9 protein-coding genes are annotated in these 11221 nt (G+C 55.2%); all 9 read right to left on the reverse strand.

The genetic code is table 11. The features are described 5' to 3' along the window. Positions 1-293 precede the first annotated feature (293 nt). On the reverse strand, positions 294-1589 hold the full coding sequence (locus ACGHAD_RS14650; RefSeq protein ID WP_339615711.1) for an adenylosuccinate synthase: 1296 nt from the start codon (positions 1587-1589) through the stop codon (positions 294-296). 56 nt (positions 1590-1645) lie between these two features. Next, positions 1646-2821: an ATP phosphoribosyltransferase regulatory subunit gene (locus ACGHAD_RS14655; RefSeq protein WP_339615710.1), complete on the reverse strand. Its 1176-nt coding sequence runs from the start codon at positions 2819-2821 to the stop codon at positions 1646-1648. 223 nt (positions 2822-3044) lie between these two features. Further along, positions 3045-3920 carry a protease modulator HflC gene (gene hflC / locus ACGHAD_RS14660; protein WP_339615709.1) on the reverse strand — a complete coding sequence of 292 codons (876 nt, stop codon included), beginning with the start codon at positions 3918-3920 and terminating at the stop codon, positions 3045-3047. Beyond that, the gene (hflK, locus tag ACGHAD_RS14665; RefSeq protein ID WP_382417816.1) at positions 3920-5080 is read right to left on the reverse strand and encodes an FtsH protease activity modulator HflK; all 1161 of its coding nucleotides are present in this window, start codon (positions 5078-5080) and stop codon (positions 3920-3922) included. The genes hflC and hflK overlap by 1 nt, the downstream gene beginning before the upstream one ends. A gap of 147 nt (positions 5081-5227) precedes the next feature. Beyond that, positions 5228-6553 (reverse strand): ribosome rescue GTPase HflX, encoded by a 1326-nt coding sequence (gene hflX, locus ACGHAD_RS14670; RefSeq protein ID WP_339615707.1) that lies wholly within the window; start codon positions 6551-6553, stop codon positions 5228-5230. Between the two features lie 20 nt (positions 6554-6573). Further along, the gene (gene hfq / locus ACGHAD_RS14675; protein WP_339615706.1) at positions 6574-6843 is read right to left on the reverse strand and encodes an RNA chaperone Hfq; all 270 of its coding nucleotides are present in this window, start codon (positions 6841-6843) and stop codon (positions 6574-6576) included. Between the two features lie 104 nt (positions 6844-6947). Beyond that, positions 6948-7892 carry a tRNA (adenosine(37)-N6)-dimethylallyltransferase MiaA gene (miaA, locus tag ACGHAD_RS14680; RefSeq protein ID WP_382417814.1) on the reverse strand — a complete coding sequence of 315 codons (945 nt, stop codon included), beginning with the start codon at positions 7890-7892 and terminating at the stop codon, positions 6948-6950. Positions 7893-7927: 35 nt separating this feature from the next. After that, the gene (mutL, locus tag ACGHAD_RS14685; protein WP_382417812.1) at positions 7928-9790 is read right to left on the reverse strand and encodes a DNA mismatch repair endonuclease MutL; all 1863 of its coding nucleotides are present in this window, start codon (positions 9788-9790) and stop codon (positions 7928-7930) included. Between the two features lie 22 nt (positions 9791-9812). Next, positions 9813-11189: an N-acetylmuramoyl-L-alanine amidase gene (locus ACGHAD_RS14690; RefSeq protein ID WP_339615704.1), complete on the reverse strand. Its 1377-nt coding sequence runs from the start codon at positions 11187-11189 to the stop codon at positions 9813-9815. Positions 11190-11221: the final 32 nt, after the last annotated feature.

The following is an 11221-nucleotide window of genomic DNA, read 5'->3' on the forward strand; positions in this document are numbered from 1 at the left end:
GCGCGTAGGCAATTTGATCGCCCGCCTACAATATTTATGTAACAGAATTATGAAAAGGCTAGCGAAACATACCAGATTACCGCCAACTTATCAGCCCGATGGCGTAGAGTGGCACGATTTTGTCGCTTGATAGGCGAAACGGCACGCAATACCTGCTAGAGCCAAGCGGTGGCACTCCAAAACCGAATGCCCTTTATAACGGTTAAAAAAAAGCCCGAGACAACAGCCCGGGCTTTTTACTGTAAAAGACAACCGATTCGGTTTGCACCGTATGTCTTTTTAAGCGCTATCTTTTACTCGGCAAACGGGTGGCGCAGCACGATAGTCTCTACCCGATCCGGTCCGGTAGAGATAATGTCCACCGGTGTATGCAACAACTCTTCTAGGCGTTTAATATAGTTGCGCGCATTTTGCGGCAATTCTTCTAGGGCGTGAACACCAAATGTCGATTCGCTCCAGCCGGGCATCTCTTCATAAATTGGCTGTACGCGGTCCCAACCATCCGCATCAAACGGAATCGGCATGGGGTTACCGTTTAAATCCTGATAACCAATACAAATTTTAACGGTCTCTAAACCATCCAGTACGTCGAGCTTGGTTAAGCATATGCCGGTTACGCTATTGATGCGATTGGCGTGGTGCACAGCAACCGCATCAAACCAACCGCAGCGACGCTGACGGCCAGTGGTGGCACCAAACTCGTGGCCTTTTTCACCTAAGTGACGGCCAACTTCACAATCAAGCTCGGTAGGGAAAGGGCCAGAGCCAACACGGGTAGTGTAAGCCTTGGTTATACCCAAAACGTAATCAAGATACAGCGGACCAAAACCAGAACCGGTAGCGGTACCGCCAGCGGTGGTGTTAGAGCTGGTCACAAACGGATAAGTGCCGTGGTCGATATCTAGCAGCGAACCCTGCGCACCCTCAAACAAAATACTGCGATCTTCTTCGCGCGCAGTATGTAAAATATCAGTCACGTCGGCAATCATCGGCTTAAGCTCGATAGCCCACGCCTTAACTTGCTCAAGGGTGGCCTCGTAGTCCACCGCATCGACTTTGTAGTATTCGGTCAGCGCGAAGTTGTGAAACTCCATCACATCCTGAAGTTTTTTGGCAAAGCTTTCCATGTCGAGCAAGTCACCAAGGCGCAACCCGCGGCGGGCGACTTTATCTTCGTAAGCGGGGCCAATACCACGGCCGGTGGTACCGATTTTATCTTTGCCGCGCTTTAACTCACGAGCTTGGTCAAGGGCAATATGATAAGGCAAAATCAACGGGCAGGCAGGCGACAAACGCAAACGCTCACGCACCGGCACACCGCCGTCTTCCAGCTCGGCTAACTCTTTAAACAGCGCCTCGGGCGAGAGCACCACCCCGTTGCCAATCAAACAGGTCACACCTTCGCGTAAGACGCCAGAGGGGATAAGGTGCAAAACAGTTTTCTTACCGTCAATCACCAACGTGTGGCCGGCATTGTGGCCGCCCTGAAAACGGGAAACCAGCGACACTTGATCGGTCAGCAGGTCGACGATTTTACCTTTACCTTCGTCACCCCACTGGGTGCCTAATACCACGACATTCTTGCCCATGTTTTGGCCTTACTCTCTAAACTAAATGTAAATTCAATGAAGCACCAAGCGGCAGCTTAAAGCGCTACCACCCGATACTGTTCGTCTTGCTTAACCAACTCTCGATCGCAACCAAGGCCGGCTAATGCAGCGCGCGACTCTGCGCTAACCACGCGTTCACCCTCGGCCCGCAAGGCGCCAATAGCGGCCCACTGCGCATCACTACCATCGTTTACCACACCGATCAAAATGCCCTTATCGGCACTGAGCAAGCCCAACTTGGACAGCGCAGTAATATCCACCGCAAAACCGGTAGCAGGACGACGGCGACCAAACACCTCACCAATGTGATCGTAGCGACCACCGCTGGCAATGGGGTTGCCGTAGCCGGGCGCAAAAGCGGCAAACACCAACCCGGTTAAATAGTGGTAACCGCGCAGCTCACCCAAATCAAAGTACAGCTCAACCTCGGGGTAGCGCTGCTCGATCACATCGGCAATACCGGCCAACTGATCAACTGCGGTAACCGCATCGCTCGCCACGGCGGCAAAAAGGGCGCGAGCATTGGCCAGAATTTCACGGCCGCCGGCCAAGCCGGGCAGCGCCAGCAGCACTTTTGCGATAGCTGGCGTGCTGATATTGTCAGCCACCCACTGCTCGATCTCGGCTACTGCCTTGCGTTGTAGCATGGCAAAGAAGGCATCTTTGAGGGCCGGCTCTACATCCACTTTAGCCATTAACGCGCGGTAGATGCCCACATGGCCCAAATCGATGTGCAAACGGGGCAAACCCGCCGTGCGCAGTGACTCGGCCAGCAGCGATACGACTTCGGCATCGGCCGGTAAACCCGGCTCGCCGTATAGCTCAACACCGGCTTGAATCGGGGTGCGGGTCGCCAGCGGATTTTTTGGTTTGGTGTGCACCACATGGCCGGCATAACACAGGCGGTTAGCGCCATCGCGCTTGTAGCTGTGAGCGTCCATACGGGCAATTTGCGGGGTGATATCGGCGCGAATACCCAAGGTGCGCCCACTGAGCTGATCGGTGACCTTAAAGGTCAGCAAATCCACATCGCGGCCCAGGCCAATAAGCAGTGAATCGGTGTATTCCAGCAGGGGCGGAATCACCATGTCATAACCCCAGGTGCGGTAAAGCTCCAGCAACCTGCGGCGCAATAATTCTATCGGCCGTGCCTCGGCAGGGAGGATTTCTTCCACCCCATCAGGCAACAGCCAGCGATCGGCGTAAGTCATAACAGACTCTGTCGGTTCGTTTTACGTTCAGCCAGCAGCATTCAAACCGCAGGCAAAAAAGGGTTTAACAGATGAGGCAGCGGCAGCAGGCAAACACCAAACACACCGCGCTCGTCAGATTGATCGGTGCGAGACCACTCTCCTGACACAAAAAAACCGGGCCTTACGGCCCGGCTGGGGGATTTTACCATCTTTCCGTGGCAAATGTTGAGCGATAAATCGCCTATTTTGTGCCCTGCGGATCCTTCAAGTAGCGAAAGAATTCACTCTCGGGGTCCACCACCATCAGGTCGCTCTTATTGGCAAACGAGTTTTTGTAAGCCGTTAATGAGCGGACGAAAGCGTAGAAGTCGGCATCTTGCTGATAGGCCTCGGCAAAGGTCGCTGCGGCAGTGGCATCGCCTTCACCGCGGATCTTTTCGGCATCGCGATAAGCATTGGCCTCAAGCACTGCCACTTGTCGGTCGGCATCGGCGCGAATTACTTCGGCCTGCTCGGCACCTTTAGAGCGGTACTCACGAGCTTCTTTTTCGCGGTCGGCAGACATCCGGTCAAACACCGATTGGCTCACGTCTTCGGGCAGGTCGATGCGCTTAACGCGAATGTCCAACACCTCAATACCCAACAGCTCATTGGCGGTTTGGTTGAGTTCGACGGTCAGCTCGTGCATCAACTCGTCGCGCTTACCCGAGACCACCTCGTGCAAGGTGCGCCCACCGACTTGGTTACGCAGCACATCGGCAACCCGGTTGGCCAAACGGCTGGCGGCAACCGTTTCGTCACCACCGGTGGTTTTGTAATACTTCTGCACATCCTGCACCCGCCATTTAGAGTAAGAGTCGACAATCAGACGCTTATTTTCAATGGTGTAAAAACTTTCAGGACGAGCATCGGTAGTCAAAATACGGCCATCAAATTTACGCAATTTGTCAGCAAACGGAATTTTGACGTGCAGCCCCGGTGCCACGTCAGGGTTAATCAAGCGACCAAAGCGCAGCACTACCGCACGCTCGTACTCGGATACGATATACACACTGTTGGCGCCCACCGCGAGCAGGATAACAACGGCAATCAAGCCTAAAAATGAACGATTAGACATTAGCGCACCCCCTGACGAGTATTGTTGTCACGGCCAAGTTGGCGCGACACATAGTCACTGATCTGGCGCAATTGATCTTGCGTGAGCGTTGCCCGCGCAGGGCCACTGGCATTAGCGCCCTCTTGCATCAGCTTGTCCAGCGGCAAGTACATCATGTTATTGCCACCTTCGACATCGACCAACACCTTAGAGGCATTGCCCATCACCTGTTCAACCGCCTCGATATAGAGACGCTCGCGAGTCACTTCTGGCGCTTTTTTGTACTCAGCCAACAAGTTCAAGAACCGTGAAGTTTCACCTTCGGCGCGACTGGTTACCTCGGCGCGATAGGCCTCGGCCTCTTCTAGCAGACGCTGCGAGCGACCACGAGCACCGGGCACCACGCCATTGGCGTAGGCTTGTGCTTCGTTTTTAAGGCGCTCTTCATCCTCTTTAGCTTTGATCACATCATCAAAGGCAGCGCGCACTTCCTCGGGCGGGCGCCCCTCTTGAATATTGACGTCGCGCACTAAAATACCGGTACCGTAACTGTCGAGGTATTGCTGCAAGCGCGCTTCCACTTCGTCGGCTATTTTGCCACGACCTTCAGATAACACTTGCTCAAGCTCGGTCGAACCCACCACGTGACGCAGCGCCGAATCAGCCGCATGACGCAAGCTCACCTCGGGGTCGCGAACATTCAACACATAGGCTTTTACGTCGTTGACGTTGTACTGCACGGTAATCGGCAGCTCAACAATGCTTTCGTCTTCGGTCAACATCAAGCCACGGCTTGGGTATTGGCGCTCTTCGGTCACGTTCTCGATAAAGACCTCGGTAACCAAGGGCGCATTCCAGCCCAGCCCCGGCTGCTTAATCTCGTGAAAGGCACCAAAGCGCAACACCACGGCGCGCTCTTTCTCATCAACCTGATAAATACCGGCAAACAAGTAAAGCAACGCACCTATCACCAATACGGCAATAATCAAGGTGCTAAAGCTGCCACTACTACTGCTGCCACCGCTGCCGTTATTACCTTTGCCCGAACCGCCAAACAGGCCGCTGAGCTTTTCCTGTAGCTTTTTCAGGGCTTCATCCAAATCCGGCGGGCCATCGCCTTTATTACCATTGCGGTTACCCCAAGGGTCTTTATCGCCGCCTCCCGGTTCATTCCAGGCCATAGGTTTACTCCAGTTATTAAAATAAAAGGTAAGCACAAAGGGCTAACCCGCCCCGTGTGCTTACCTGGAAATTCGGTTTTCTTAGGTGCCATTGGATTCTAGCAAATACTGCGCGTTAGGGGTGAACTCACGCGCTTACAAACGGCTTTAGAAATTTTCTGCCAACTGCTGGGGTGGCTCTACGTCCTCGACCCAGCGCAGCTGGTCAAACTGAACATCAACAGCACTCAAAATACGCAATAAATCGCTCGCCGGGATACGCAACGTCAGCACACTGGCGCCATCATCGCGATAGCGCTCACCGCCAATGGCGTTTTGCTCAAATAACCGGGCGCGCAGGCGACCATCAGCGGGAGACAAAATCAACTCACCCTGAATGATCTCCTCACCCAACAGCTCAGATATCGCCTGTTGCAACAGCTCACAGCCAGCGCCGCTTTGCGCCGATAGCCATACCGCGACAGGGCTGCCGGTATCATTTCGGTCAATGCGAGGCTCCAGCCCAATCAGGTCCACTTTATTGTAAACCCGAATTTGCGGCAGCTCCGAAGCGCCAATTTCGTCCAGCACCTCGTCAACTTGCTCGATATAGTGCATGCGCTCATCGGCGGCCGAGTCGATTACGTGGAGCAGCAAGTTAGAGCTCGCCGCCTCTTCCAGCGTCGCCCTAAAGGCCTCCACTAGTTTGTGCGGCAAATGGCTGATAAAGCCCACGGTATCGGCCAAGATCATCGCGCCAATATCATCTTGCTCGACTCGCCGCATGGTCGGGTCGAGCGTGGCAAAAAGCTGATCTTCGGCAAAGACATCGGAGCCCGTAATGCGGTTAAACAACGTCGACTTGCCGGCGTTGGTATAACCCACCAGTGACACGGTCGGAATCGCCGCTCGCTGACGAGCGCGGCGGCCCTGCTCACGCTGGGTACGCACTTTAGATAAGCGCTTCTCGATCGTGCTAATACGGCCGCGCAATAAACGACGGTCGGTTTCCAGCTGAGTCTCACCGGGGCCACGCAGACCAATACCGCCTTTTTGGCGCTCCAAGTGAGTCCAGCCGCGCACTAAACGGGTCGACATGTGCCTAAGTTGCGCCAGCTCTACCTGCAATTTGCCTTCAAAGGTACGGGCTCGCTGGGCAAAAATATCCAAAATCAGGCCGGTCCGGTCCAGCACCCGACACTCCAACGCCTGCTCTAGATTGCGCTCTTGCGAGGGGCTGAGGGTGTGGTTAAAGATCACTAGCTGAGCCTCGTGCTCAATCACCAGCTCTTGCAGCTCTTGCAGCTTACCCGTGCCGACAAAATATTTGGCGTGGGGACGCGCGCGCGAGCCAAACACCATGGTGACAGGGTCACCACCGGCTGACAGGACTAATTCTTCAAATTCGCGGGGGTCTTCGGGCTCTTGGCCACTAGAGATATCCAAGTGAACCAGCACCGCCAGTTCACCTGAATCGGGACGATCAAAAAACAATGACTTACCTCAAAGGTTGGTTATTCGCCCTGTCCTTCGTCGTCACCCTCTCCCTCGCCTTCGGCGGGGTTGAGCAGCGGCACACGAACAGCGCGCGACGGAACAACCGTAGAAATGGCGTGCTTATACACCATTTGGCTGACCGTATTTTTCAGCAGCACCACAAACTGGTCAAATGACTCGACCTGGCCCTGCAGCTTAATACCGTTCACTAGATAAATAGATACTGGAACCCGCTCTTTACGCAGCACGTTCAAGTAAGGGTCTTGTAAGCTGTGCCCTTTTGACATTTTTGTTCTCCTTTAGATAATAAATATACGCCTAAGTCTTTCAGATCGATCTGAAAGGGGGCGATGATAAGCATGAAAAACTGACTAGGGTTTTCACAGTTATATTATATGGCCCCCGATGGCATGAAATTCAAGCTAAATCGTATAATTTCTTCACGAGAATACGCTTTTCCATCGATATTTTGACTAAATAGCCAATTTGCCCCCTCCCAACCACGCAACCAAGTGAATTGACGCTTGGCCAGTTGCCGGGTGGCAATCACACCGCGCTCGATCATTTCATTGTAACCGAGGCGACCATCGAGGTAGTCCCACACCTGACGATAACCGACCGCGCGAATCGCGGGAAGTTCGCTGTGTAAGTCGCCCCGGTGATACAGCGCCTCGACCTCGGCCACTAAACCGGCCGCCATCATGGCGCTAAAGCGCCGCTCAATACGTTGATGCAACACGCTACGATCGCGCGGCGCGATCACCAGCTGGGTCAAATTGAATCGATCGGTAAAAACCGGGCCTCGCGCGCGCGCCTGCTGCTCACGCAGCTCGGTCATGGTTTGCCCTGAGCTTAGGTACACCTCAAGCGCCCGGGATAACCGCTGGGAATGATTCGGGTGAATCTCGGCAGCCATTTTAGGGTCGACCTCGGCCAGTTGGCGATGCACAGACTCCCAGCCGTGCTCGCGGGCGTCTCGTTCAATACGCTCACGCACGGCGAGGTCAGCCGCTGGCATCGGCGCCAAGCCGTCCAGCAGCGCCTTAAAGTACAGCATGGTGCCGCCGACCAGCAGCGGAATACGACCGGCGGCGTGAATATCGGCAATCTCGCGCTCGGCGTCACTGACAAAGTCCGCCGCCGAGTAAGGCTCAGCCGGATCGCGAATATCAAGTAAGCGGTGCGGTGCGGCGGCCTGCTCGGCGGCGCTGGGTTTGGCGGTGCCAATATCCATACCGCGGTACACCAAGGTCGAGTCCACACTCACCAGTTCGACCGGCAAGTGGTCGCGCAAACCGATTGCTAAATCTGTTTTACCGGAGGCGGTGGGCCCCATTAAAAAAAGCACCTGGGGTTTGTAATCGCTCACTATTATTGCCCGCGCATAAAGAGCTTATCCAGCTCATCCAGCGACTGCAGCGTCCAGGTCGGACGACCGTGGTTGCACTGACCGCTGCGCTCGGTGGCTTCCATATCGCGCAGTAGCGCGTTCATCTCGGGGACGGTTAAGCGCCGGTTAGCACGCACCGAGCCGTGACAAGCCATGGTCGATAAAATCTCGTTCACATGCTGCCCCAGGCGTTCGCTGGCGCCGTGTTCGATTAAATCACTCAGCACATCGCGCACTAACTGATCCACCTTGGCGCCATGCAAAATAGAGGGCACTTGGCGAATCAACAAAGACTCGGGCCCCGCGCGCTGCAGCTCAAAACCCAGCGCGGCAAAAGTATCTGGATTATCTTCGGCGCAAGCGGCTTCTTTTTCACTGACCGCCAGAGTTGCCGGTACCAACAGGGGTTGAGCCTGAATCCGGCCCTCGGCAAATGAGGTTTTCATGCGCTCGTAGGTAATGCGCTCGTGGGCCGCGTGCATATCGACGATGATCAAACCCTGAGCGTTCTCGGCCAGAATATAAATGCCTTTAAGCTGGGCGATAGCAAAACCGAGCGGCGGCACCTCGCCTTCGGCATCATCAATATCCGCCAAGCGGCTCACCGATGCACTAGGGGCATAGCCGCCACCGGTGGCTGGCGAGTAACCCTGAGGCTGCGCCTCGGCCACGCCCTCACCCATAGCCGCAGGAAAGTAGCTGGCCCGCCAATCACCGTCGGGGCGCGGCTGCTCGAATGAACGCCCCGACAAGGCCATGGCCGACTGCTGCGACATTTGCCCGGCGGCGTTATCGGGGATTTTTTCCGCCTCGGCACGCTCGCGCTCGAGCATGGCGCCCGGCGTTACCTCGGCCAGAGCATGGTGCAACGAGCTAAAAATAAAATTGTGTACCGTGCGGCCATCGCGAAAGCGCACCTCGTGCTTGGTGGGGTGAACATTAACATCCACCGTCGCGGGGTCGACTTCTAAATAGAGCACATAGGCCGGGTGCCGGCCGTGATACAGCACATCTTGGTACGCCTGGCGCACCGCGTGACTCACAAGCTTGTCGCGAATCGAGCGCCCATTCACAAAAAAATGTTGTAAGTCAGCCTGCGAGCGGGAGAAGGTCGGCAGCGCCACCCACCCCCACAAACGCAAACCAGCGCGCTCGATATCCAGATGCACGGCATTGTCCATAAATGCCGGGCCGCACACCTGGGCCACTCGACGCTCGCGCTCGGCTTGTCCTACGCCGGGGCGCCAGTTGTGAATCGCCCGGCCGTTGTGACGCAAAGTAAACGCCACATCAAAGCGCGACAGCGCCAGGCGCTTAACCACATCTTCTAAGTGGTTGTACTCGGTTTTTTCGGTGCGTAAAAACTTGCGGCGCGCGGGCGTGTTAAAAAATAAATCGCGCACCTCGACAGTGGCGCCGCGCGGGTGCGGTGCGGGTGAAAGCTCGGCCTCCATATCGCGGCCCTCGGCCATCACTTGCCAGCCGGCACCGGTCTCGTCGGTGGCGCTAGTGAGCGCCAAACGCGCCACAGAGCTAATACTGGCCAGCGCTTCACCGCGAAAGCCCAACGTCGCCACCGCCTCAAGGTCGTCCAAGTCCATAATTTTACTGGTGGCATGACGCGATAGCGCCATGGCGAGATCTTCTTTATCAATGCCAAAGCCGTTATCGCGCACACGCATTAATTTAACGCCGCCGTCTTCAACCTCGACATCCAAGCGCGTCGCGCCGGCATCAAGACTGTTTTCTAGTAGTTCTTTCACCACGGACGACGGCCGCTCGACCACCTCGCCGGCGGCTATCTGGTTGGCAAGGCGGGGGCTTAATAGCTTAATTTTAGCCATAATAAATAAGAGTTACTGCCGTTTAAGAGGTGGGAATCCGTAGGGTTTGCCCCACCTTGATGGTTTGAGAGTTCAGATTATTCAGCTGCTCTAGCTGGCTCACGCTCACATTAAAACGTTTGGCGATCTCACTTAAGGTATCACCGCGGGCGATGATATATTCCGTCACGCCACCGCCCGGACCAAACTTTTTGTTGGCCAAGTAAGTGCCTGCGGGGGGAAACTGATTAAAATACTGCTCGATACCTTTAAGCAACTGCGCCGCCAATTTTGTGCGGTAACGGCTGCTGGCTAAGTTTTTAGCCTCGGTAGGGTTTGAGATAAACCCCGTCTCGACCAAAATAGACGGTACATCCGGCGATTTAAGCACCGCAAAGCCCGCCTGTTCGACTTGATGCTTATGCAAGTGTGCCACCTGTCCCATAGACTTTAAAACGTAATCGCCCACTTGCAAGCTTGCGCCCAGCGTGGCGGTCATGGATAAATCCACCAACACACCGGCCAGCACTTCGTCTTTATCCTCTAAGCTAACACTGCCGACACCGCCAATTAAATCCGACTCGTTTTCTCGTTGCGCTAAAAAACGAGCCATCTCACTGGTGGCGCCGCGGCGCGACAAGGCAAACACAGAGGCGCCTTTGGCCGAGGGCTTGGTAAAGGCATCGGCGTGAATCGAGATAAACAAGTCGGCCTGCATTTTACGCGCAATATTGCGCCGCTCGCGCAGGGCCACGTAGTAATCACCGGTGCGCACTAATTTAGCCACATAACCCGGCCGATTATTAATCGCACGAGCCAGCTCTTGGGCGATCTTAAACACCACGTCTTTTTCGCGCAGCCGATTAGGGCCGGAGGCGCCCGGGTCTTCGCCACCGTGACCGGCATCGATGGCGATAATAATATCGCGCATACTGCCGCTCGCCTCTTCTGGCGGCTGAGTTACCGGCGACGGCGGACCAGCACTTGTGGGGCCACGATCTTTTAGGTCAACAACTAAGCGATCGGCCGCGCCCGCTTGGCGCTGCAAGAAAAAACTGTCGGGGTTCACCTTGGTCGATAAATCCAACACCACCCGCAAGTTGCTACCATCACGCGGTGCGTAGCGAATTTCTTTAATAGGGGTTTCGCTTAAGTTAAGTGACGCTAAATCGGCCTTAAAGCGCGTGTTGCTCACATCAATCACTACCCGGTCGGGGTTATCTAAGGTAAATAAGGTGTGCTGCGCCGGGCCAGACAAATCAAACACTAAGCGGGTGTGATCGGGTGCGCGCCAAAGTCTTACACTGTCGACATCTACTGCCTGCCCCAATAGCGGCCACCACAAGGCACACGCTAGTAGTAGCTGGCCTAAGCGACGCGCCCGCAGGGGCTTAAGTAGTGTCAAAATGGTTCGCGGCATATCATCGTTTTTTAGTGTTTAAAAGAAGTAGC

This window comes from Gilvimarinus japonicus (genome assembly GCF_042847215.1).
In the GTDB taxonomy this organism is placed as follows: Bacteria; Pseudomonadota; Gammaproteobacteria; order Pseudomonadales; family Cellvibrionaceae; genus Gilvimarinus; species Gilvimarinus japonicus.

Coding starts and splice junctions, on each gene's coding strand:
- ACGHAD_RS14650 (WP_339615711.1), bottom strand. CDS start 1,589: ATGGGCAAGAATGTCGTGGTATTAGGCACCCAGTGGGGTGACGAAGGT.
- ACGHAD_RS14655 (WP_339615710.1), bottom strand. CDS start 2,821: ATGACTTACGCCGATCGCTGGCTGTTGCCTGATGGGGTGGAAGAAATC.
- hflC (WP_339615709.1), bottom strand. CDS start 3,920: ATGTCTAATCGTTCATTTTTAGGCTTGATTGCCGTTGTTATCCTGCTC.
- hflK (WP_382417816.1), bottom strand. CDS start 5,080: ATGGCCTGGAATGAACCGGGAGGCGGCGATAAAGACCCTTGGGGTAAC.
- hfq (WP_339615706.1), bottom strand. CDS start 6,843: ATGTCAAAAGGGCACAGCTTACAAGACCCTTACTTGAACGTGCTGCGT.
- miaA (WP_382417814.1), bottom strand. CDS start 7,892: ATGGGGCCCACCGCCTCCGGTAAAACAGATTTAGCAATCGGTTTGCGC.
- mutL (WP_382417812.1), bottom strand. CDS start 9,790: ATGGCTAAAATTAAGCTATTAAGCCCCCGCCTTGCCAACCAGATAGCC.
- ACGHAD_RS14690 (WP_339615704.1), bottom strand. CDS start 11,189: ATGCCGCGAACCATTTTGACACTACTTAAGCCCCTGCGGGCGCGTCGC.